Here is a 22,798-nt window from a genome sequence, read left to right on the forward strand (position 1 = left end):
TGAAAAGTGACTTTCTATTCGTTTTTAACCAAATTCGAAGTCGCTCTTGTACATTATTCTACTATAATGATGCAGTTTTTAAAAAAGATTATGTAAATAGCCGGAGATCTTCCATATTGTTTTATGAGCCGAAAGGCAAAAAGAACAAAACAAGGGAGAATTCAATTTGAGCTTCATGCATAAAAGGCTGAACGCTTTCGCATTCAGCCCTCCTTTTTCTTATTTTACTGCGACAATTCTTACAGACATTTCCCCGCCCGGTGTTTGCACGGTCACTTCATCGCCTACTTTGCAGCCCAATAAGCTTTTCGCTATAGGTGAATCATTGGAAATTCTGCCTTCAAAAGGATCAGCTTCTGCACTTCCTACAATGGTATAGCTTTCTTCTTCTCCTTCTGGAAGTTCCACAAAGGTAACCGTTTTTCCAAGCGTTACTGTATCCGGATTGTATTCATCATCTTCAATAATTTTCGCATTGCGGATCATCGTTTCAATCGTGTTAATCCGTCCTTCAACAAATGCTTGCTCTTCCTTTGCAGAATCATACTCTGAGTTTTCGGAAAGGTCACCAAAACTGCGGGCAATTTTAATTCTTTCAACTACCTCTTTCCGTTTCACCGTTTTTAAGTATTCAAGTTCTTGTTCCAGTTTTAATTTTCCTTCCCGTGTCATTGGATATTCTTTCTCCGTAGACATGTCCCTTCACTCCTTTTTAAGCTGTCCATCTCTAATTGAAAAAACAACTAGCAATGTTTCGCTTTTCTATTCATATCTATTGCATTTTTTTAAACATGTTATTACAAAATTGATTTTTGTTCAAGAATCGTTTGAATTTTAGTAACCATTAAATCGATGGCTACATGGTTCTGACCGCCCTCCGGAATAATAATATCCGCATACCGTTTCGTTGGTTCGATAAATTGATTATGCATTGGACGAACCACTTGAATATATTGTTCGACTACGGATTCTAAAGTTCGACCGCGCTCTTTTATGTCTCGTGTCAAGCGTCTTATGAAGCGCAAGTCTGGATCGGTATCCACAAAGAGCTTAATATCCATTAAATTGCGAAGCCTTTCATCTTCCAGTACTAATATGCCTTCTAATATAATGACATTTTTCGGTTCTACATGGATCGTTTCGTTAGATCGAGTATGGATGGTATAATCGTAAACCGGTTTCTCGATCGGTTCATAATTAAGCAATTTTTTTAAGTGCTCAATCAATAGGTCATTGTCAAAAGCCAAAGGGTGGTCGTAATTCGTTTTTAATCGTTCTTCAAAAGGCACATCGCTTTGGTCTTTATAATAGGAATCTTGCTCCAATACCAAAATGGAGTGTCCTTTAAAATTATTATATATTGCTTTTGTAACGCTCGTTTTTCCGGAGCCGGAACCGCCGGAAACCCCGATGATCACTGGCTTTTTATCCATCTAGCTATTTTGTCTCCTTTCGCATCATGTTGTATGGATAAAGCGGGCGATCCACCTTAAATCGTACAATCTGCAAAGGATGGCGCGCAGCGTCGATTTCGTTTCCTTCCTCATCCCAAATCGTTCCAATGGTTTGGGTGAAATTTTCGATTTCAGGGCCGAAAAATTCCACTTCGTCTCCCGGACGGAAATGGTTGCGTTGCTGCAATGTCACCATTTGGGTATCCGGATTGTAATCCAATACCAGCCCCGCGAAATCGAAAGCTGTTTTTTTGCTGTGTGTGCCAAATAATTGTTCTTCATAACCCGGTACTCCCCCTTCAAAAAAGGCAGGAGCCGTTTCACGATTGGCACATTTTTCAAGTTCATCCAGCCATTCTTGTTTTATCGTAAAATGATCCGGGTCCGCGCAGTAAGAATCAATCACTTGCCGATATACACTGACAACAGTCGCAATATAATGAATGGACTTCATTCGGCCTTCTATTTTCAAACTATCAATCCCGAGTTCAATCATTTTCGGAATCGATTCGACTAATTTCAAATCTTTGGCACTCATCGCAAACGGAGCATCTTTTTCAGTAAATAAAGGCTTTTCCTTGTCTCCGTTTAATTGATAGAGGTCGTAATCCCAACGGCAGGACTGGCAGCATCCTCCACGGTTGGAATCGCGTGCTGTCATATAATTACTTAAAACGCATCTTCCTGAATAAGCGATGCACATAGCGCCATGGATGAACGCTTCAATTTCAATATCGACTTTTTGTTTGATTTCTTTAATTTCCTCCGCGCTTGTTTCACGCGCAAGCACAACACGCTCGAGTCCTTGCTCCTTCCAAAATTGGGCAGCTTTCCAATTCGTTAAAGACTGCTGCGTGCTCAAATGTCGTTCCAGTTTAGGAGCAACTCGTCCAGCCGCGTCAATGATTAACGGATCAGCGACGATAATTCCAGCTACCCCTGCATCTTCCAAAGCTTTTAAATACTCTTCTAGTCCGTCCATATTTTCGTTATGAGCATAAATATTGGTTGTGACATAAATTTTAGCGCCGTATTTCTTCGCAAATTCCACCCCTTCTTTTATTTCTTCAAGGGTAAAGTTATCGGCATTGGAGCGCAATCCATATTCCTGCCCTCCGAGAAAGACAGCATCGGCGCCGTAATGGACAGCAATTTTCAACTTTTCCAAATTGCCGGCAGGCGCCAGCAACTCTGGTTTTTTGACGATCACTCGTTTTCCGTCAACAATTTGTGAAATGTTATCTTTCAATATCGTAGACATTCCGATGCCTCCTTTTAAAATATAGAAAAAGACTTAAACATCCGCTCCACTCAATCTCCATTGGGCTGTATTCAACTTGGCATTCCCTACAGTCCTTAATTAATAAACCGTTTCCTTAAAGAAAAAGCCCGTATCCAATGGACGATGCTTCGGCTGGATGGCCACTATTTGTTCATATAACTGATCTTTCACTTCTTCATAGGCATCCGGATCTTCTGCACATAAATCGATTGCTTTGCGATACAGTTTTGTCACCTCGATGATATAGTCCGGTTCTTTTAATATGCCGTCGATTTTGAAGCTATCGATTCCTGCTTCCACCATTTCGGTGAGTTCATCGATCATGCAAACATCGTTTGGACTCATAATATGAGTACCGTTTTCATCTTCAAAAATCGGGTATCTATTGTCCCGTTCTTTATCATAAAGGTACATATTTTTGTCTTGGTTTTTATTCTTTATTTCCAACATTTTTCCTTGATATTCAAAGTAATTCTCAAGCAAAGCACGCTTCGATTGGAACATGCAAGTCATACCATGTATTTGAACTTCGATCTCCACTTCGGCATGTTCTTTTGTTTCAATGACGGCATCCATGCTTAATTCACGAGCCAAAACGGCACGCTTTGATCCAAGGCGCCCCCAGTAATTGCAAGTATACCAATTGGTTCCCGTAGTCTCCGTACTCCAATGCAATTTCATATTTGGTGCTATTTCCCGGATTGTCATCAACACCGCAGGATCGCCAAAAACGATCGCATCGCATTTTACGTCCTTTAAAAACAGAATATAATCTTTTAATTCTTCGACTTTTTCATTATGAAAGATGGCATTCATTGCCACATATACTTTTTTCCCTCGCGAATGTGCAAGTTCAACTGCTTTTTTCACGTCATCGCGAGAAAATTCGCCGGCCAGTCTGAGCCCATATCGCTGCTCCCCTATCATAAATGCATCTGCTCCAGCATCGCACAAAGGCAAAATATCTTGAACACTGGTAGGAGTAACGAGTAACTCTGGTTTATTTGCCATCTTTTTCACCTCGATAAATACTGATTGCCAGCCCGTCGCCAACAGGAATGATCATCGTCGAAAAGGACGAATGATTCACCAACCATTGATTATATTGACGGATTTTGGATGCTAATTGGCGAATTCGCTTCTTTGCTATATCCGTTTCAGCCACATGTCCTTTAAAGAGCACATTATCAGTATACACAACACCGTTTTCCGCTAAATACGGTGTGTACATTTCAAAAAACTTTTGATACTGACCTTTTGCCGCATCGATAAAAATGGCATCATAAGACCCCATCTCGCCTGCTTCCGCTGCCACTTCCAATGCATCGCCCAAAATCACGGAAATGCGGTTCTCTAAACCTGCCCGACGAATAAATTGAATCGCTTGATTGTAGCGGCTTTCATCACGTTCAATCGTGACAATTTCAGACCCGCTGATGGCTTGTGCGATTCGAATCGCTGAATATCCAATCGCCGTGCCGATTTCGAGAATTTTTTTAGGCTTTTGGATTCTCATAAATTGCAGCATCGTTTCGATGCCGGCCGATTCCATAATAGGAACATGTTCTTCTTTCGCCAATTGTTCCATCTCCTGAATGAAAAGCGGTTTTTCAGGAAGGAGCGACTGCCAGTATTGTGCTATCTTTTCTTCCATCTTTCTTCCCCATTCCTGCTAAATGAATTGAAAAGAAGCGAAAATCGATTGACAAGAAAAAGCAGAAAGCCCGAAAGCTTTCCACTCGTCTTTCATTTCGTCTTCTAAAAAGCCTTTTCCCCCGACCGTTGATGCCGAGGAGTACAATTGGCGGAAGTTTAACTTTGTCTAGTTTACCATACTTTTATCATAAATGCTAATAGCTCTTATTTCTTTTCAGCATCGTAGTAATTGGTAATAAATTTTTGTTTTAATCGATTGTGTTCTTCCAACGTTTTAGCATAATAAACATCCCCGCTAGGCGCCGCAAGAAAATACAGGTAATCCGTTTGTTCCGGATTTAAAGCTGCTTCTAAAGAAGATATTCCGGAATTTGAGATGGGACCAGGGGGCAATCCTTTATATTTATACGTATTGTATGGCGAATTCACTTTTAAGTCTTTATATACGACACGACTTTTATGCTTGTTGAGTGCATAAAGCACAGTCGGATCTGTTTGCAGCGGCATTTTTTTGGCCAGCCGGTTATAGAAAACGCTGGAGATTTTACGTCTATCCGCTTTCTTTGTCGCTTCTTCTTCAATAAGAGAAGCCATTGTAAGCAATTGATGAGGGGTCAAATGTTTGACCTTCATGGCTTTTTGATATTGAGATAGGACGCGATCTGTTTTGGCGATCATATCTTCAATGATCGTATCCAGCGGAGTTTTCGGATCATAATAAGCGTAAACAGCCGGGTACAGATACCCTTCTAATGGATATTTTACTTTTGGATTCAAAATTTCCTTTGTCAGCAAATCCGGATATTTTTTGATCAATTGCTGAATAAAAGCACGGTCGTTTAAACGATTCCAGACAGTATTGTAATCATAAGGCGAATGTTTGCTAATCGTTTTGGCAATCTCGCGCAATTGACGTCCCTCTGGTATCGTGAATACGATTTTGGCAAATTCATAAGAATTTCCCTTCTGCAAATCACGTATGATATCATCAAGAGACATGGAGGGCGCAAAATAATAGGTTCCAGCTTGGAATCCTGTTTTTCCCTTCCATTGTATGTAATATTTAAAGGCTTGTTGATTGCGGATAATACCTTTTTTTTCTAGGATTTCTCCGATTTTTGCGGCGCTTGACCCTTGGGGGATGGTCACTTTGACCGGTGTGCGATTTCCCTTATCTACTGGCTGCAGCGACTGGTAGATATAGAAAAAGACCACTGCTGCCAAGGCAACAATGACAGCAAATAGTGATAAAAAAAAGGTTCTTTTTCTTTTTTTTCTTCTATAGTCAGTTAAATTCCAATGAAACTTCGACATTCTCTTTCCCCTTCCGACATAAAACGGGATCAATCGATCATTTTTTCCATCCATCATTATACTACAGAACGTGGAAAAGGGCCGTTCTAAATTTTAGAACGGCCTGAAAAATTCTCCAATGATTATTTTTCGTGTTCGTGTTCATGATTATGTTCGTGCTCTTCTTCTTGATCGAGAAACGTATTCAGCATTTCTTCAATAAGATCCCATTCTTCTTCGGTTTCTACCGGTTCGAGATCACCGGAATTTCCTTCGCCGGGATGAAAAGAAGCGGCAAAAATTTCAATTTCTTCATCATCGGTTGTTTCCGCCGGATAATAGAGCACATAAGATTTGTCAAATTGCTCGGAATCAAATGTAAAAAGCACTTCACATAAAATCTCATTTCCTTCTTCATCTACTACAGTAATATGTTGATCTCCGTGTTCCATCTCTTCACCTCATTATTTATTGAACGGCAACCGCATTGTTTTCTAACAGCTATTTCAAACTATCCAAATAACCTTGTAGAATCATGACAGCAGCCATTTTGTCAATGACTTTTTTTCTTTTTTTGCGGCTCACGTCCGCCTCTAACAGAACTCTTTCGGCAGCCATCGTACTCAGCCTTTCATCCCAGAGCACAACGGGAAGAGAAAACTCTTTTTCCAGTTTTTTCGCATACGCTTGAGAAGCTTCTCCTCTCGGGCCGATCGTGTTATTCATGTTTTTGGGCAACCCGACCACAATCTTATCGACTTGATAATCTTCGATTAGTTCTTTTAAACGGTCGAAACCAAGATCGCCTTTGTCTTCATCCACCTTGATGGTTTCAATCCCTTGGGCTGTCCAGCCTAATTCGTCGCTTATCGCAACGCCGACTGTTTTGGAGCCCACGTCTAACCCCATAGTTCTCATATGATTATTCCTCTCGCTGCTTCAAATACGTCTTCACCAATTCTTCAATAATTTCGTCCCGTTCCAATTTTCGAATCAAGTTCCTGGCATCTTTATGCCGGGGAATATAAGCTGGGTCTCCTGAAAGCAAATAGCCAACAATTTGATTAATGGGATTGTATCCCTTTTCTTGAAGAGCGTCATAAACTTGGAAAAGAATTTCTTTCACGTCATGATCAAAAGGCTCATCTGAAAAATGGAATTTCATTGTCTGATCAAAAGAGCTCATTCCCTCGCACCTCGTTTCGGCTTCACGCCTTCAGTCCATTTACCCATATTGTACACTATCTTTTATTCAATGGAAACGGATTTCACCCACTCTTCGACAAAAGCGAGCGCTTCTTCCGCTTTTTCCGGATGTTTCCCGCCGGCCTGAGCCATATCCGGGCGGCCTCCTCCGCCCCCGCCGCAAACAGCGGCCACTTCTTTTACAAGTTTTCCTGCATGGAATCCTTTCGCCACAAGGTCTTTCGTCACGCCGGCGATAAAATTCACTTTTTCTTTTTGAACGGAACCTAAAACGATGATTCCTGACGGCAATTTTTGCTTTAATTCATCTGCCATGCTTCGCAATTGATTCATATCCGACGCATCGACTTTCGCTGACAGCACATTGATTCCATCAACTTGTTTCACTTGATTGATAAGACTGCCCGCTTCTATATTGGACAATTTTGCAGCAAGTGATTCATTTTCACGCTGCAATTCTTTCATTTCTGCTTGAATACTGTCAATTTTCGTCAAAATGTCTTTTGGATGCGTCTTTAATTTTTCAGACGCTTCTTTTAATAACGCCACTTGGCTGTTTAACAGCTGGTATGCTCCTTCACCTGTGACAGCTTCAATCCGGCGGGTTCCAGCGCCGATCCCCGTCTCGGAAACAATTTTAAACAACCCGATAACTGACGTGTTCGGCACATGGCAGCCACCGCACAGCTCCAAGCTGTAATCTCCGATGGAGACAACGCGGACAATATCGCCGTACTTTTCGCCGAATAAAGCCATCGCACCTTGTGCTTTTGCTTCCTCCAGTCCTTTATATTCAATTCCGACCGGAAGGCTTTTCCAAATTTTTTCGTTCACAATCGCTTCAACTTTTTCCAATTCTTCTGGACTCACTTGACCGAAATGGGAGAAGTCAAAACGCAGCCGTTCAGGTTCTACCAGCGAACCTGCTTGGTTAACGTGATTTCCAAGTACATCTTTCAACGCCTGATGCAAAAGGTGAGTAGCTGTATGGTTTCGAGTCACGTTTGCACGGGCCGTTTTATCAACTTGCGCGTGAACCAATTGTCCTTGTTCGAGAATCCCTTCATCAATGACGGCGTTATGAAGGTGTTGTCCATTTGGCGCTTTTTGTACATCTTGAATGGTGACCTTCACATGATCAGCCACAAGTACTCCTTTATCTGCGATTTGACCGCCGCTTTCTGCATAAAAAGGAGTCCGATTGAGGATGAATTGGACGGTGTCGCCTGCACTGGCTTTTGAAACTATTTCTCCGTTTTTCAAAATCACTTCTACCACTGCGTCTGTTTCCAGCTGATCATATCCGATAAATTCGCTTTTCGTTGTAATGGATTGCAGAAGAACGTTCTGAGTTTGCATGGAATCGACGTCTTGACGTGCTGAACGGGCTCGTTCCCGCTGACGTTCCATTTCTTTTTCAAATCCTTCATAGTCGATTTTCAAGCCTTCTTCTTCTGCATACTCTTCCGTTAACTCCACCGGGAATCCGTAAGTATCATATAGGCGGAAGGCATCTTCACCGCTAATCGTTTTGTGATTTTGTACTTTTGCCTTACGGATCACCGATTCGAGAATAGAAAGACCTTCATGCAGTGTTTCATGGAATCGTTCTTCTTCATTTTTCACGACTTTTTGAATAAAGGCAGCTTTATCGTTTACTTCCGGATAGTAATCAATCATAATGTTTCCCACAACTGGGACAAGTTCATACATGAAAGGACGATTTATACGGATCTTTTTCGCATAGCGAACAGCTCTGCGCAGCAATCGTCTAAGAACATAGCCTCTTCCTTCGTTGGAAGGCAATGCCCCGTCTCCAATGGCAAAAGTGACCGTACGAATATGATCGGCAATCACTTTAAATGCAACATCTTTTTCCGGATCTTTTCCGTAAGTTTCTCCTGAAATTTTTTCAGTAGCTCTTATAATAGGCAAAAACAAATCGGTATCGAAGTTCGTTTCCGCTTCTTGAACAACGGAAGCCATTCGCTCAAGACCCATACCGGTATCAATATTTTTCTTTGGAAGCGGTGTATAAGTGCCATCCGGATTATGATTGAATTGGGAAAATACTAAATTCCATATTTCCAGGTAGCGGTCGTTTTCACCGCCAGGATACAGTTCAGGATCATTAGGGTCGTCTCCATATTGCGGACCGCGGTCATAAAAAATTTCCGAGTTGGGACCGCTTGGCCCTTCGCCTATATCCCAGAAGTTGCCCTCTAAACGAATAATCCTCTCCTCTGGAATCCCAATTTTCTTGTTCCAAATTTCATAGGCTTCCTGATCTTCGGGATGGATGGTAACAGAAAGCTTTTCTTTCTCGAAACCCATCCATTTTGGATCGGTCAAAAATTCCCATGCCCATGCAATGGCTTCTTCTTTGAAATAATCTCCAATAGAAAAGTTTCCAAGCATTTCGAAAAACGTATGGTGGCGAGCCGTTTTCCCCACATTTTCAATGTCATTTGTGCGAATAGATTTTTGAGCATTTGTAATTCGCGGATTTTCCGGTACCACCCTGCCATCGAAATATTTTTTTAAAGTGGCCACACCGCTGTTGATCCACAACAAAGATGGATCATTATTTGGAATGAGTGATGCGCTCGGTTCAATTTGATGGCCTTTTTCTTTAAAAAAGTCCAAAAACATTTGGCGTATTTGGGCGCCAGTTAATTTTTTCATGATATAACCTCCTACATAAACAATTCTGTATGTACAATGAAAAACTAGAGTTATGGATAAAATCGTTTTGCAAGCAAAACGGATGAAAAGAGTCCGGCTAACTGACCAATTGTGGCGCTCTAAAATCGAGTAGGAGGGAGCGATTAACTCCCGTCCTCTCACACCACCGTACGTACGGTTCCGTATACGGCGGTTCAATTAAGATAATTGACGCAAGTCTTTATAACTTCCGTGAATAGCTGTTCTCTTTATGCCAGTGGTCACTCCACCCTCCAAGAGGTCTCCCACGGGATTCACCGCTTCCTCCCTCAAGTGAGGTACTACGTTTTCTGTGTTCATCATGACTCACTGAATACCAAGGGCTATTCTCTCTTAATTGTTCGGTCCTTCTTAGTTGTTCTAGACCAACTAATACTATGACCTCTGCTGACTTCTGACGGTTCAGCTACTTATCACTAAGTAGGTTATGAAGAGTACTTCACATATCCGCCAGACCTCCCCGGGTAAGTACATGCACTTTCACACCATCTATCCGCCTCATTTACTCGATATGACCTTCGACAGAAAGAGCTTTGTTTTGTTATGCAAACTCACTCAATCATACCTAGCCTTATATGAGGTTCGTGTTCCTCGGACCGGTGTTTTGCCTCCAGCTTCCTTCAGATTCCGCGTCACCACGGACACCCTTGCTCTTGGCTAACCTCTACTTCTGTCTTCGGGGTTCGGGACTTACACCCTATAGTTCATGTACATGCCGGGCGCACATAAAAAAAGCCCTCCTTCCCGGACAGGGACGAAGGGCTCTTCGCGGTACCACCCTGATTATGGATCCATCGATTCACACAATCCATCTCTTTGGCGCCTTAACGCGGCGTACTACGGCAGTTTTTGCCTGCACTCCGGATTAGCCTTCTGTTATCCTTCATCTGGAATTTCTTTCAGCCCGGGGAAATTCCTCTCTTGCGTGTAATCATCATTACACTCAGATGGTCTATAACATACTCGATCCTTCTTTGTTTTATACCCATTTGAAATTGTTTTTAAAGGAAATGGCCTTATCGATCAATCTTGGTAATTCCTTAATTTGTTCATACAATTTGGATTCACTTGTCTATGTCGCATTATAGAAAGTTATTCAATATTTGTCAACGTTATTTCTGGGGCTTCCATAAATGCGTTTTTGCATGCACCATTGCCACTTTTACAACGGCCAGAAACGGCACGGCGAAAATTAATCCGGCAATTCCTCCGACTTCTCCGCCGATGATAAGGGCAGCCATGATAAATAAAGGGTGCATGTTTAAGCTTTTGCCGACAATAAACGGGGACAATACATTTCCTTCTAAAAACTGCAGAACCAAAATGATGATGATCACGTAGACGGCCATTTTATTTGAAATGGCCACCGCAATGACAACGGCCGGCACCGCACCGATAATAGGCCCAAAATAAGGAATGATGTCGGTAACAGCTATAATGATTCCAAGCAATACAGGATATTTCATATGAATCATCCAAAAAAGGAAAGCAGCAACCGTTCCGAGCAGCACACAGACTAGAATCTGTCCTCTTATATACCCACCAAGCGATTCATCCAAATCTTTCAGAAAATAAAGCCCTTTTCTCCGCCACTTTTTCGGCGTTAAATACCAAATCACCTTTTTAACATCATGAAAATCTTTTAACAAATAAAAAGAAACAAATGGAACAACGGCAAACAGCAAAAGAAAATTCAGCATTTTCGTCAACCAACCGATAAACAAAGCCAAAAGATTGGTAAGCCAAGTTTCAAAAGCATGAATTCTCGCTTGAATCTGATCTTGAAGGCCATCCGGCCAAGTGGAAGTTTTTCTTTCGAGGTGAAACATCCAATGTTGATATTGAGATACTAACACGGGAGCGTTCTCAGACAACTCGTTCAGCTGCTCGATAATGACAGGAATACCTTTGTAAATGGAATAACCCACTCCCCCGAAAAAGAGGAGATAAATCAGGAAAATAGACAGTCCGCGAGGCAGGCCCGCTTGATAAAGTTTCTCCACCCACGGATGAAGCAAATAGGTAATAAAAGCCCCTAAGAAAAATGGAAAAAGCCCGGTGAAGATGACTTTTAAAAAAGGCAGCCATACCGGTTTTAAGAGAACAAGCAAATAAAGTGTCACAAAGACCAATAATAAAAAACCCAATTGGTACATCCATTTTATGTATCTTTTAGGATCCATCATCTCATCCCCAACATAGCACACCATCTACTATTAGGTTGCGAGTGGGATGCTGACTTTATTCGAAGAATCTTTTTCCTAAATCATCCAGCCTGCTGTACTTTTCAACCAAGATTGGTTGGTTTCAAATCGTGACTTGAAGTTTTGAGGGGCTTCAGACTGAATGTTCAAGGAAGATGGAAAGAGAAAGAGATGCAGCGGACTGCATCTCTTTTCTCGCTAAAATAATTTTCTCACCTGTTTTCTGAGTTTCCGTATTTGCCGTTGATTAAGCATGGAGGAACGGCCGGCCCAAGCAGAAGCAGCCACACCGGCTCCAAATCCCAGCAATGAAATCATGGCTTTGTTCATGAAACAAACACTCCTTCAGCTTAGTCGTCGTTGTTTCTCATCGAACAAATCGTCCAAAGAGGTTAAAGAACCATCTTCCTCCACTTGATGAGTGTAAATCATTTGATTGGATACGGTTAACTCAATAAAACAATTCCAGCAATAATACTGGTTGATCCCTATTTTGCCGATATCTTTACTCTGGCAATTTGGACAAATAAGCATGAAAGCCACCTCGCACACGTTCTGGCGTGACGATAACGGCATCTTTTCCGATCGCAGGGGGTGTATTCGTGCGGATAATTTTGCTGCCTTCCAATAGATCCGAAAAGAAACCATCCGTCAACTCATACCCTACGATCATGCCCAAATTTTCCAGAAAATATACATCTTTCAACCGGCCAAGGATTTCTCCATTTTTATCAAAAAAAGGCGTTCCTTCGATCGATTGTTTATGAAAAAACGTAAAAATTTTATCTGAACAAAATGGAATCAACCATTCCTTTTTCGTCATGATGCAGTCGACCCCAAAGCATTCTACCGAATCAATCGGCAGCTGCTTTTTCACAGAAAAAAGGGAGACCGTCTTAACTAACAGCGACTTTACCTCGCCTTTTTCCGATATACAAAGATCGCAAACCTCCCCAAGGCGGCTGCCTGTACAGACATCGAAAACAGGCAGCCTGTTTAAGGAAGAAAATGTTCGCAAAAAGTGTCCCACCTTTCCCGAACTATTTATTATTGTGGGACTTACTCCATAAAATCATAAGGGGTAACGTTTTCCATTCCTATCATAGGATTGATTTGCATCCACTCTTCTTCACTCACCGGATAGGAAATGGAATTTTCCTCCTTGCTGTCAGCATCTTTATTAGCCAACGCTTCTGACAGTTTTTGGCGAAGAGTTGTTTTTCTCAACAAACTATCGTTACGTTCAACGCCCCAACGAAACGCTTCTTCTTCGCCGCATAAAATTAAAAATTTTTTGCTTCTCGTCACGGCAGTATATAATAAATTTTTTCGCAGCATGCGATAATAGCTTTTCACAACAGGCAAAATCACGATAGGAAATTCGCTTCCTTGTGATTTGTGGATGGAACAGCAATAAGCATGAGTGATCTGATTCAATTCTTGGCGTGTATAGGTGACTTCATTTCCTTCAAAAGAAACAAGGACCATGTCTTGTTTTTCCGTGTTTTCTTTCGCGTAAAAAATGGAAATGACCTCACCGATATCGCCGTTAAATACATTTTTTTCCGGTTTGTTGACAAGCTGAAGCACTTTATCTCCAATACGGTAGACTGTATCCCCGAAAGCCAATTCTTTTCGAGATTGATCATGATTTGGATTTAAAATTTCCTGCAGCATTTTATTTAAACGGTCAATCCCGGCAGGCCCTTTATACATCGGAGCCAAAACTTGAATATCTTTTGCCGTAAATCCTTTGTTGCGAGCATTTTCCACCACTTGCTCAACAACGCTGGCAATTTGTTGTGTGGAACATTTAATAAACGAGCGATCTTTTTTTTGAACAGCTAGGTCAGCAGGCAGTTTTCCCTTTTTGATTTCATGAGCTAATTCAATGATGGAAGATCCGTTTTCTTGCCGATAAATATCCGTAAGCTGTACAGTCGGTATCGTTTTCGAGTCCAGCAAGTCTTTTAACACTTGTCCCGGGCCGACAGATGGCAGCTGATCTTCGTCCCCTACCAGCACGACTTGAACTTCCTCCGGCAGCGCATTAAAAAATTGATAAGCCAGCCATGTATCCACCATGGACATTTCATCAATGATCACTAATTTTCCGTTAATGGTCCGGTCTTGTTCAAAATCGATTCCGGCTTGTCCGTTCCAGCCAAGCAATCGGTGGATCGTTGCTGCCGGCAGGCCCGTTGATTCCGCCATCCTTTTTGCAGCTCTTCCCGTAGGCGCTCCTAAGACGATTGGAAAAGGGTCGTCTTTACTATAATCTTTCGGATCCAAAGATAGACCGTGCAGCTCTGCGTATAATTCGACAATTCCTTTGATTACTGTGGTTTTTCCCGTTCCGGGGCCGCCCGTCAGCAGCAGCATCGGCGATAATAAAGCCGTTTGGATCGCTTTTTTCTGAGAGGAAGCATACTGTACGCCAATTCTTTCTTCTAATTTTCCCAAGGCTAATAAAAATTCTGATTCAGGAAATTGTTCCTCGTATTGATCTTGGGCTAAGATTCGCTGAATATTGGAAACAATCCCTTTTTCAGCGAAATAGAGAGACGGAATATAAATTCTGTCCTCTTCTTCAATCAGCTTCTTCTCTTTTTTCAATTGATGAAGCTGTTCGGATATGTCAGTCTCAGCGATTGGAGTGCTGCTGTTTTTATCCAAGAGAGCTTTTCCTTTTGAAAGCAAGTCCTTTTGATCCAAATAGACATGACCTTCTTGCAGACATTCCGATTCCAGCGTATACAAACAGGCTGCTTTCAAACGTTCTGGGTGTGTCTCATCCATTCCAAGCTGTTTTCCTAATTCATCAGCGCGCGAAAATCCGATCCCTTCCACGTCCTCCACAAGCTGATAAGGATTTTTTTGGATAATATCCAACGTTTGTTCTTTATAGGTCTGGTAAATTTTCATGGACATTTGCGGACCGAATCCGTATTGATTTAAGGCGACCATGATTTGTTCGAGCCCTTCATTTTCCTTTAAAACATCGTAAAGAGCTTTCGCTTTTTCTGAGGATAGATTCGGAACACCATCAAGCACGGAAGGGGATTTCAATATTTTGGAAATGGCATCTTCGCCTAAGTGATCGACAATTCTTTCCGCCGTTTTTCGCCCGATTCCCTTGAACAATTCGCTCGATAAATAATTGATCACTCCTTGCCTTGTCTGAGGAACTTCTTTTTGAAAATGTTTGCATTGAAATTGAATTCCGAATTTTGGATGCTCTTGAAAAAAGCCATAAAAGGTGTATGTTTCATGTTCGTGTACTTGCGGAAAATAACCAGTAATGACCGCTTCTTTTTCTTCATATTGGTCATTTGTTTCTTCCACTTTTACCCTTATGACGGTATAAAGATTTTGTTCATTGCGAAAGATGGTCGCGATATGGCGGCCTTTCACATATGTTTCCTGTTCTGCAAACAGGCCGATATTGTGCTGCCCTTCCATCATTGAACCTCCTTGCTTCGGCTCCAAATCCCACAGCTCATGTTTGATGATTCCCTTCATCTCGAAAGTGGAAAGAAAACGGGAAACTCTCCTTAAAGGACGATTCGTTCCACCAACCAGCGATCGGAAAAAGTTTCACAGAAGATGAAAATTTCATTAGATTTTTTCCAGCATCTTTAAACCGTAGCCGGCAAGAAGATGATCTTCTTGCAGTTCAAGCGCTTTTTGAAACATTTTTTTAGCTTGCTCCCGGTCCTCTCGATAACCGGCATAAGCAACTCCTAAATTATAATAAGCGTCGGCATGATTAGGATTGAGCTGAATGACTTTTTCAAACTGTCGAATCGCTTCTTCATAAACGTTTAGCTTTGCCAAAGAAAGTCCGTATTGAAAAAGAGCTTCGCTGTCGTTCGGATTCAATTCGGCTGCCCGTTGTAGATAAGGCAAAGCGAGTTTGTTTTGTTCCAGTTGGACAAAACACATCCCGGCCATAAAATAGCTGTCTTCATCTTGCATTCCTTTTTGAATCGCTTTTTCAAAACAGCCGACCGCATCCTCAAAACGATTTTCATTATAATAAAGGCTGCCGAGTGCATAATAAGCAGCGGCCGCATTGCCGTCCACCTCAATGGCTTTTTGAAAAAAATTTTCCGCTTTGCGCATCTCGCCCACAGAAACTAGAACGTTTCCAAAATTAATATAGGCAGCGGGATCTTGCGGATTCTCTTCGATATGTTCTGTAAACATCTTCAATGCTTCTTCGACTTTTCCAGCTTGCAAATATTCAATTCCTTTTGCATTTTTGTCCATCATGACACCTCTGATTTGTTCTAATAGGAAGTATATCATATTTGGAGATCCCATTTTCATTTACAAAAAGAAAGGGTTAGACCTTCCGACACAATATATAATAAGTTTATATATCGTGCAGCCCGATTAGGTCAAACCCTGATAAATCGACTGATTCTAGATGATCACTTGAAAACGGCGGTAAATCTTTGGTTTATTTTGAAGCGATTTGGATTCCTATTACCCGACATACGACAAACGATTGCCGTTTTTAAACACTTGGTCAATGGTTCCGCCGCCCAAACATTCCTCACCGTTGTAAAAAACAACCGCTTGTCCCGGGGTCACAGCTCGTACGGGTTCGTCAAACACGACGCTGGCGCGACCGTTCGAAAGCAATTGGACTGTTACCTTCGTATCTGGTTGACGATAGCGGAATTTAGCCGTACAGGTAAATTGCTGCGGTTTTTCGCGATCCGATACCCAGCCGACGTTTGTCGCAATAATCGAATCTGAGTATAGGGCATCATTGTGGAAGCCTTGTCCTACATATAGAACATTGCGTTTCACATCTTTTCCTACGACAAACCACGGTTCGCCTGAACCACCAATTCCAAGGCCATGGCGTTGTCCGATGGTATAATACATTAATCCATCATGTTCTCCCATCACTTTTCCATCCAGCGTTTCCATTTTACCGGGCTGAGCGGGCAAATACTGGCTTAAAAACTCTTTAAAATTCCGCTCCCCAATAAAGCAGATTCCGGTGCTGTCTTTTTTCTTCGCTGTAGCAAGCCCTGCTTCCTGTGCGATTTCCCTTACTTGCTTTTTCTCTAAATGTCCGATGGGAAACATTACCTTTTCGAGCTGGAATTGCTGCAATTGATTGAGGAAATACGTTTGATCTTTATTCGAATCTTTTCCTCGCAAAAGTTTTACTTCTCCGCCCCGTTCTTCAACTTGAGCGTAATGTCCGGTGGCCACATAGTCCGCACCAAGATTCATGGCATGATCCAAAAAGGCCTTAAATTTAATTTCTTTATTGCACATGACATCCGGATTAGGAGTGCGGCCCGCCTTGTATTCATCCAAAAAATACGTAAAAACTTTATCCCAATATTGTTTTTCAAAATTTACCGCATAATAAGGAATGCCGATTTGGTTGCAAACGCGAACGACATCATTATAGTCCTCCGTGGCTGTACAAACGCCATTTTCATCTGTGTCATCCCAATTCTTCATAAAAATGCCAATTACATCATACCCTTGCTCCTTTAGCAAAAGAGCGGCTACAGATGAATCTACTCCGCCGGACATGCCGACGACGACACGGGTATCTTTCGGTGATTTTTTCATTCTGCTTGTCCACTTCCCTCACTGCTTTGTCAATCGTTTTACTATCTTTGAAATAATAGCCGCCGCTTGAAGAATTTGATCTTCTGTATTATTAATGCCGAAGCTAAATCGGATGGAGTTGGTCAAACGGTCAGATTGGCTTCCGAACATAGCTCGGAGAACATGAGAAGGATCCACAGACCCAGCTGTGCATGCAGATCCACTGGAAGCTGCTATCCCTTCTAAATCCAAGTTCACAAGCATCGCTTCCACATTCGTGCCAGGAAAACTCAAGTTTACTACATGCGGAAGAGACTGTTCAAGCGTTCCGTTGATTGAAAACTCGACTCCTTCTTTTTTCAGCGTTTCGATGAGCAATTGCTTCAATTTATGGTAAAAAGCATATTTTTCCGGCTTTGTCTTTTGGGAAATTTCCACGGCTTTAGCAAAAGCAGCAATCGATGCGACATTTTCCGTTCCTGCCCGCCGTTTTCTTTCCTGTTCCCCACCGTGAACCGTTGGAATTAAGCGAACACCGTCCCTAACATACAGGAAGCCTACTCCTTTCGGTCCATTAATTTTATGACTGGAGACAGACAATAAATCGATATGAAGGTCTTGCACATCGATGTCTGCCAATCCGTATGCTTGAACTGCATCCGTATGAAAAACAGCTTGATGATTCGTTAACAACTCTCCAACTTCCCGGATCGGCTGCAGCGTACCAACTTCATTGTTGGCGAACATGATCGAAACAAGGATCGTATCGTCCCGCAAAGCCTTCTTCAACTCTTCCACAGAAATACGGCCGGTTTCATCCACCGGTAAATAAGTAACTTCAAATCCTTCTTTCTCCAAAAATTCACATGTATGCAAAACAGCATGATGTTCAACGGCTGTCGTGATGATATGTTTGCCTTTATCCGCCATGCCTCTGGCCACACCGATTAACGCCAGATTATCCGCTTCAGTCCCACCGCTTGTAAAAATAATTTCATCAAAGTTGGCATGAATGCTTTTCGCGATGAATTCTCTAGCTAGATCCACTACTTGACGAGCGTCGCGGCCGAAGTAATGGATGCTGGACGGGTTTCCATAATGATTTTGCATGGTTTCGGTTAAGACTTGGATCACTTCCGGGTGAACAGGACTTGTTGCTGCATGATCCAGATAAATGCGTTCCATTTTGAGAAATTCCTCCTTAAATGTAAAACATATAGGCATCCGATTCGCCTCGATCGGTATAATTCGCTAAGTCCTCCAATGTTGTGCTCTCAAGAACGTCCTTCACAGCATCTCGAATGCGCATCCATAACTCTCGTTTTGGAGGATCTTCATCTTCGATTCCTTCCACCGGGCTAATCGGCCCTTCCAATACACGGATAATATCACCTGCTGTAATTTTGGAAGGGTCTCTGGCAAGTACATAACCTCCGTATGCTCCGCGGATACTTTTGACCAAGCCAGCATTTCTTAGTGGAGCGACTAGCTGCTCTAAGTAATGCTCAGATAAGTCATGCGTTTTTGCAATGGAGCGCAAAGGGGTCGGTCCCTCTCCGTATTTCTTGGCTAACTCAATCATAATCGTCAAGCCGTATCGGCCTTTAGTGGAAATTTTCATATTTTGCACCTCTATTCAATTCATTTTTTGATTTTTGCATTTTATGGATAAAGTAATCAGTGATTTTTTGACATTGTGGAAGTGTTATGCCTACAATCGTACCCATGAACAGACTAAATAAAATGGTTCCGACATGTACAGGTCCTCCCAAAAGAAAACCCATTATGAGAACGATTACTTCCATTCCCCTTCGAACGTGGGAAACTTTCCATCCCGTTTTCGAAGTAACGGCAATCATTAAACTATCTCGAGGTCCGGCTCCAATTTGGGCAGAAATGTAAATACCCATTCCGTATCCATTGATGATGATGCCGAGCAGAAACATGCACAGCTTTCCTAAAAAACTGTGGGGTGTTACGATAAAAGGCAGACTTAAATACATATCCATGAATATGCCAACAAGAAGCATATTTAAATAAGCGCCAAATTGAGGCCACTCTTTCATCAGTAAAGCAGATAAAGCTAAAACAGCCAACCCTACAAGTATTGACCAAGTCCCAACCGTTAACCCTAGTTTATAATATAATCCTACATGCATCGTGTCCCAAGGTGTTGCTCCGAGATCCGATCGAATCATGAACACAAGGCCGAGAGACATGACAAGCAAACCAGCCATAAAAACGACTAATCGAAAGATGATATTCCCCTTTGTTTTCACATAAACGCCCCTTTAGATCCCCCGCGTAGAACAAATAAAGATTAGCTTTTGTCATTATAGCATACAATCTGAGCGAATACAGTTGAACTTGCCTTTTCCTATGGTAAGTTATTGTCAAAGATGTTTAAAAGACAAAAGACATTTTAAAAACGGGAAACCGATATAACTTTAGATCTGGAGAGATGAAGTATGAGTACAAAACCGTTAGCATTTCGAATGAGACCGAGAACCATTGATGAAATTGCCGGACAAGAACACTTAGTCGGAGAAGGAAAAATCATTAGAAGAATGGTCGAAGCAAAACAGCTTTCATCTATGATTCTTTACGGGCCGCCAGGAATAGGCAAAACTTCCATTGCTTCCGCGATTGCCGGCAGTACTCAATATGCTTTTCGACAACTGAATGCAGTCACCAATAACAAGAAAGATATGGAAATTGTCGCTGAGGAAGCGAAAATGTCCGGAAAAGTGATTCTGCTTTTAGACGAAGTACATCGTCTGGATAAAGGGAAGCAAGACTTTCTTCTTCCTTATCTTGAAAATGGCAGCATTACATTAATCGGAGCTACAACCAACAATCCATACTTTTCGATTAATCCGGCTATTCGCAGCCGCTGTCAAATATTCGAATTAAAGCCGTTAACCCCGGATCAGATTCTCTCATTGTTGAAAAGAGCTCTTCATGATGAAAAACGGGGACTCGGAAAATGGAACATTCAAATCGACGAAGACGCGTTGCTCCATTTCGCGCATGGATCAAACGGAGATGCCCGCAGTTCTTTAAACGCGCTCGAATTGGCTGTCTTATCTACAAAAGAGGATGAAACCGGTACGATCCACATTAATCTTGAAATAGCAGAGGAATGTCTGCAAAAGAAAAGTTTTGTTCATGATAAAGATGGAGATGCCCATTACGACGTGCTCAGCGCTTTCCAAAAGTCCATTCGAGGAAGCGACGTAAATGCCGCACTTCATTACTTAGGAAGGCTGATTGAAGCTGGCGACCTTCCCAGCATTTCAAGAAGGCTTCTTGTCATCGCTTACGAAGATATCGGCCTTGCCAATCCTCAAGCTGGAGTTCGAACATTGGCCGCCGTCCAAACAGCAGAGAAAATAGGCTTTCCAGAGGCGAGAATTCCGTTGGCAGCAGCCGTTATCGAACTTTGTTTGTCTCCAAAATCCAATTCTGCCATCATGGCCATTGATTCGGCTTTAGCGGACATTCGAAAAGGGAAAAGCGGAGATGTTCCAGACCATTTAAAAGATGCCCATTACAAAGGGGCAAAAGAGTTAGGAAGAGGAATCAGCTATAAATATCCGCACGACTATGAAAGCGGCTGGGTAAAACAACAATACTTACCAGACACATTAAAAGATGCCGTCTATTATCACCCAAAAACAACCGGGAAATTCGAAAAGGCGCTGGCATCTGTTTACGAAAATATTTCCAAACTTCAAAACGATCATTCTTAAAACCCAATAAAACGATGCCAGGATCATTCGAACGGCAGATTCCCCTTATATTCATGGTAATTGACATAAAGGTACGGCTTGTCATACCGCTATTTTTTAAACGCAACTGACGAGGGTCAATCGGCCAGTGGTGACCTCTTCATCATGCTATGGCTGTGACAATTATCGATTTCTGAAAATAAAAAGTAGACCATTTTCTTTACAAAAATCTTGACTCTTTTCAAAAAAATAAATTAAAATGATATTCGTCGCATTTTATGTTATTTTGTCGAATAGAGAGAAAGGAGTGGTTTTTTTGAAAAAAATTGGATTAGCTTGGCAAATATTTATTGGGCTAATATTAGGAATTATCGTCGGGGTTATTTTTTATGGCAATCCCTCCGTTCAAGGATTCCTACAACCTATCGGCGATATATTCATAAGACTCATTAAAATGATTGTAATCCCGATTGTTGTTTCCAGCCTCATCGTTGGAGTTGCAGGGCTTGGCGACATCAAACAATTGGGAAAATTGGGCGGTATTACGCTGCTTTACTTTGAAATCATTACCACCGTCGCAATCATTTTAGGGCTGTTGGTAGGAAATATCGTAAAACCTGGTGTTGGCGTAGACATACACTCTCTTCAAAAAGGTGATATCTCAAGTTACTTAAGCACCACAGAACAAGCAACCTCTCACTCATTTGCAGATACCATTGTCAACATCGTCCCTGACAATTTATTTAAAGCATTGGCGAACGGCGATATGTTAGCCATTATCTTTTTCTCCGTTATGTTCGGGCTCGGAGTTGCCGCGATCGGAGACAAAGGAAAACCTGTACTGAAATTTTTCCAAGCAACTGCCGATGCCATGTTTAATGTGACAAACATGGTCATGAGGTTTGCACCGTTTGGCGTTTTTGCCCTTATCGGCATTACCGTATCGAAGTTTGGAGTAAGTTCTTTAATTCCGCTAAGTAAACTTATATTAACAGTTTACGGAACCATGTTTTTATTTATTCTGGTCGTTTTAGGATTAGTTGCCAAACTATTTGGCATTAATATCTTTCATATCTTTAAAATCCTAAAAAACGAGTTAATCCTTGCTTATTCCACTTCCAGTTCAGAAACCGTTCTGCCAAAGTTAATGGAGAAAATGGAACGATTCGGATGTGCAAAAGGGATTACCACTTTTGTCATTCCTACCGGTTATTCCTTCAACTTGGACGGCTCCACTCTTTATCAATCAATAGCCGCCATTTTTATCGCCCAGATGTACGGCATTCATCTTTCAATTGCTGAACAAATTTCCCTAGTGTTAGTTCTTATGGTCACTTCCAAAGGAATTGCGGGGGTTCCCGGTGTTTCATTCGTTGTGTTACTTGCGACACTGAGCACCACCCATTTACCAGTGGAAGGATTGGCCTTTATAGCTGGAATTGATCGAATTATGGACATGGCACGTACAGTTGTCAATGTTATCGGAAATTCACTTGCTTCTATTATCGTTTCCAAATTGGTTGGACAATACGACGCTGAAAAAGGAAAAGAATATTTGAAAGAAGTCTCGTAAAGAAATGAAATGCTTGTCCGTATTTAGTGGACAAGCTTTTTCATCTCTTTTCAAGAAACGTGATGATCTGTATTTCACAGCTTTCCACT

Annotated in this window: 22 protein-coding genes; 2 read left to right on the top strand and 20 right to left on the bottom strand. The window is 41.8% G+C overall.

Annotated features, from left to right (window positions below):
- Window positions 1-219 precede the first annotated feature (219 nt).
- The 20 genes from greA to NST12_RS11410 form a co-directional block, all read right to left on the bottom strand.
- Window positions 220-696 (bottom strand): transcription elongation factor GreA, encoded by a 477-nt coding sequence (greA, locus tag NST12_RS11315; protein WP_003355448.1) that lies wholly within the window; start codon window positions 694-696, stop codon window positions 220-222.
- A gap of 101 nt (window positions 697-797) precedes the next feature.
- Window positions 798-1,433: a uridine kinase gene (gene udk / locus NST12_RS11320; protein WP_270583165.1), complete on the bottom strand. Its 636-nt coding sequence runs from the start codon at window positions 1,431-1,433 to the stop codon at window positions 798-800.
- A 4-nt stretch (window positions 1,434-1,437) separates the two neighbouring features.
- Window positions 1,438-2,715 carry a peptidase U32 family protein gene (locus NST12_RS11325; RefSeq protein WP_341101261.1) on the bottom strand — a complete coding sequence of 426 codons (1,278 nt, stop codon included), beginning with the start codon at window positions 2,713-2,715 and terminating at the stop codon, window positions 1,438-1,440.
- 99 nt (window positions 2,716-2,814) lie between these two features.
- Window positions 2,815-3,747 carry a peptidase U32 family protein gene (locus tag NST12_RS11330; RefSeq protein ID WP_340395893.1) on the bottom strand — a complete coding sequence of 311 codons (933 nt, stop codon included), beginning with the start codon at window positions 3,745-3,747 and terminating at the stop codon, window positions 2,815-2,817.
- Window positions 3,737-4,390 carry an O-methyltransferase gene (locus NST12_RS11335; protein WP_341101263.1) on the bottom strand — a complete coding sequence of 218 codons (654 nt, stop codon included), beginning with the start codon at window positions 4,388-4,390 and terminating at the stop codon, window positions 3,737-3,739. Before NST12_RS11335 ends, NST12_RS11330 begins: the two co-directional genes overlap by 11 nt.
- A gap of 206 nt (window positions 4,391-4,596) precedes the next feature.
- Window positions 4,597-5,706 carry an endolytic transglycosylase MltG gene (gene mltG, locus NST12_RS11340; RefSeq protein ID WP_341101266.1) on the bottom strand — a complete coding sequence of 370 codons (1,110 nt, stop codon included), beginning with the start codon at window positions 5,704-5,706 and terminating at the stop codon, window positions 4,597-4,599.
- Window positions 5,707-5,828: 122 nt separating this feature from the next.
- Window positions 5,829-6,137 (bottom strand): DUF1292 domain-containing protein, encoded by a 309-nt coding sequence (locus NST12_RS11345; protein ID WP_341101268.1) that lies wholly within the window; start codon window positions 6,135-6,137, stop codon window positions 5,829-5,831.
- Window positions 6,138-6,186: 49 nt separating this feature from the next.
- Window positions 6,187-6,603: a Holliday junction resolvase RuvX gene (gene ruvX, locus NST12_RS11350; protein ID WP_341101270.1), complete on the bottom strand. Its 417-nt coding sequence runs from the start codon at window positions 6,601-6,603 to the stop codon at window positions 6,187-6,189.
- 4 nt (window positions 6,604-6,607) lie between these two features.
- A complete protein-coding gene (locus NST12_RS11355) occupies window positions 6,608-6,871 on the bottom strand; it encodes an IreB family regulatory phosphoprotein (RefSeq protein WP_003355459.1) in 264 nt (87 codons plus the stop codon).
- 62 nt (window positions 6,872-6,933) lie between these two features.
- Entirely contained in the window at window positions 6,934-9,576 is a 2,643-nt protein-coding gene (gene alaS, locus NST12_RS11360; RefSeq protein WP_341101273.1) for an alanine--tRNA ligase, read from the bottom strand.
- Window positions 9,577-10,727: 1,151 nt separating this feature from the next.
- Window positions 10,728-11,798 carry an AI-2E family transporter gene (locus tag NST12_RS11365; RefSeq protein WP_048623734.1) on the bottom strand — a complete coding sequence of 357 codons (1,071 nt, stop codon included), beginning with the start codon at window positions 11,796-11,798 and terminating at the stop codon, window positions 10,728-10,730.
- A 219-nt stretch (window positions 11,799-12,017) separates the two neighbouring features.
- Window positions 12,018-12,149, bottom strand: a complete 132-nt coding sequence (locus NST12_RS11370) for a YrzQ family protein (RefSeq protein WP_003355462.1) — start codon at window positions 12,147-12,149, stop codon at window positions 12,018-12,020.
- A 15-nt stretch (window positions 12,150-12,164) separates the two neighbouring features.
- On the bottom strand, window positions 12,165-12,353 hold the full coding sequence (locus NST12_RS11375) for a hypothetical protein (protein ID WP_003355463.1): 189 nt from the start codon (window positions 12,351-12,353) through the stop codon (window positions 12,165-12,167).
- Window positions 12,325-12,837: a PRC-barrel domain-containing protein gene (locus NST12_RS11380; protein ID WP_270583161.1), complete on the bottom strand. Its 513-nt coding sequence runs from the start codon at window positions 12,835-12,837 to the stop codon at window positions 12,325-12,327. Before NST12_RS11380 ends, NST12_RS11375 begins: the two co-directional genes overlap by 29 nt.
- Before the next feature lie 41 nt (window positions 12,838-12,878).
- Window positions 12,879-15,281, bottom strand: coding sequence for an SF1B family DNA helicase RecD2 (recD2, locus tag NST12_RS11385; protein WP_327804032.1), 2,403 nt, complete (start codon window positions 15,279-15,281; stop codon window positions 12,879-12,881).
- 156 nt (window positions 15,282-15,437) lie between these two features.
- Window positions 15,438-16,091 carry a tetratricopeptide repeat protein gene (locus NST12_RS11390; RefSeq protein WP_048623735.1) on the bottom strand — a complete coding sequence of 218 codons (654 nt, stop codon included), beginning with the start codon at window positions 16,089-16,091 and terminating at the stop codon, window positions 15,438-15,440.
- 219 nt (window positions 16,092-16,310) lie between these two features.
- Window positions 16,311-17,426 (bottom strand): tRNA 2-thiouridine(34) synthase MnmA, encoded by a 1,116-nt coding sequence (mnmA, locus tag NST12_RS11395; RefSeq protein ID WP_327796934.1) that lies wholly within the window; start codon window positions 17,424-17,426, stop codon window positions 16,311-16,313.
- A gap of 18 nt (window positions 17,427-17,444) precedes the next feature.
- Window positions 17,445-18,590, bottom strand: coding sequence for a cysteine desulfurase family protein (locus tag NST12_RS11400; RefSeq protein WP_341101278.1), 1,146 nt, complete (start codon window positions 18,588-18,590; stop codon window positions 17,445-17,447).
- A 16-nt stretch (window positions 18,591-18,606) separates the two neighbouring features.
- Window positions 18,607-19,026 carry a cysteine metabolism transcriptional regulator CymR gene (gene cymR, locus NST12_RS11405; protein WP_003355470.1) on the bottom strand — a complete coding sequence of 140 codons (420 nt, stop codon included), beginning with the start codon at window positions 19,024-19,026 and terminating at the stop codon, window positions 18,607-18,609.
- Window positions 19,010-19,684 (bottom strand): YczE/YyaS/YitT family protein, encoded by a 675-nt coding sequence (locus tag NST12_RS11410; RefSeq protein ID WP_003355471.1) that lies wholly within the window; start codon window positions 19,682-19,684, stop codon window positions 19,010-19,012. Before NST12_RS11410 ends, cymR begins: the two co-directional genes overlap by 17 nt.
- 189 nt (window positions 19,685-19,873) lie before the next feature.
- Here NST12_RS11410 and NST12_RS11415 point away from each other — a divergent pair, with 189 nt between their 5' ends.
- Both NST12_RS11415 and NST12_RS11420 read left to right on the top strand, forming a co-directional pair.
- The gene (locus NST12_RS11415) at window positions 19,874-21,157 is read left to right on the top strand and encodes a replication-associated recombination protein A (protein WP_048623738.1); all 1,284 of its coding nucleotides are present in this window, start codon (window positions 19,874-19,876) and stop codon (window positions 21,155-21,157) included.
- A gap of 295 nt (window positions 21,158-21,452) precedes the next feature.
- Window positions 21,453-22,709, top strand: coding sequence for a cation:dicarboxylate symporter family transporter (locus NST12_RS11420; RefSeq protein ID WP_048623739.1), 1,257 nt, complete (start codon window positions 21,453-21,455; stop codon window positions 22,707-22,709).
- Window positions 22,710-22,798 lie beyond the last annotated feature (89 nt).

This window comes from Bacillus sp. FSL W8-1127, from assembly GCF_038006725.1.
Lineage (GTDB): Bacteria > Bacillota > Bacilli > Bacillales > DSM-4216 > Bacillus_O > Bacillus_O smithii.

Coding starts and splice junctions, on each gene's coding strand:
- greA (WP_003355448.1), bottom strand. CDS start 696: ATGTCTACGGAGAAAGAATATCCAATGACACGGGAAGGAAAATTAAAA.
- udk (WP_270583165.1), bottom strand. CDS start 1,433: ATGGATAAAAAGCCAGTGATCATCGGGGTTTCCGGCGGTTCCGGCTCC.
- NST12_RS11325 (WP_341101261.1), bottom strand. CDS start 2,715: ATGTCTACGATATTGAAAGATAACATTTCACAAATTGTTGACGGAAAA.
- NST12_RS11330 (WP_340395893.1), bottom strand. CDS start 3,747: ATGGCAAATAAACCAGAGTTACTCGTTACTCCTACCAGTGTTCAAGAT.
- NST12_RS11335 (WP_341101263.1), bottom strand. CDS start 4,390: ATGGAAGAAAAGATAGCACAATACTGGCAGTCGCTCCTTCCTGAAAAA.
- mltG (WP_341101266.1), bottom strand. CDS start 5,706: ATGTCGAAGTTTCATTGGAATTTAACTGACTATAGAAGAAAAAAAAGA.
- NST12_RS11345 (WP_341101268.1), bottom strand. CDS start 6,137: ATGGAACACGGAGATCAACATATTACTGTAGTAGATGAAGAAGGAAAT.
- ruvX (WP_341101270.1), bottom strand. CDS start 6,603: ATGAGAACTATGGGGTTAGACGTGGGCTCCAAAACAGTCGGCGTTGCG.
- NST12_RS11355 (WP_003355459.1), bottom strand. CDS start 6,871: ATGAGCTCTTTTGATCAGACAATGAAATTCCATTTTTCAGATGAGCCT.
- alaS (WP_341101273.1), bottom strand. CDS start 9,576: ATGAAAAAATTAACTGGCGCCCAAATACGCCAAATGTTTTTGGACTTT.
- NST12_RS11365 (WP_048623734.1), bottom strand. CDS start 11,798: ATGGATCCTAAAAGATACATAAAATGGATGTACCAATTGGGTTTTTTA.
- NST12_RS11370 (WP_003355462.1), bottom strand. CDS start 12,149: ATGAACAAAGCCATGATTTCATTGCTGGGATTTGGAGCCGGTGTGGCT.
- NST12_RS11375 (WP_003355463.1), bottom strand. CDS start 12,353: ATGCTTATTTGTCCAAATTGCCAGAGTAAAGATATCGGCAAAATAGGG.
- recD2 (WP_327804032.1), bottom strand. CDS start 15,281: ATGGAAGGGCAGCACAATATCGGCCTGTTTGCAGAACAGGAAACATAT.
- NST12_RS11390 (WP_048623735.1), bottom strand. CDS start 16,091: ATGGACAAAAATGCAAAAGGAATTGAATATTTGCAAGCTGGAAAAGTC.
- mnmA (WP_327796934.1), bottom strand. CDS start 17,426: ATGAAAAAATCACCGAAAGATACCCGTGTCGTCGTCGGCATGTCCGGC.
- NST12_RS11400 (WP_341101278.1), bottom strand. CDS start 18,590: ATGGAACGCATTTATCTGGATCATGCAGCAACAAGTCCTGTTCACCCG.
- cymR (WP_003355470.1), bottom strand. CDS start 19,026: ATGAAAATTTCCACTAAAGGCCGATACGGCTTGACGATTATGATTGAG.
- NST12_RS11415 (WP_048623738.1), top strand. CDS start 19,874: ATGAGTACAAAACCGTTAGCATTTCGAATGAGACCGAGAACCATTGAT.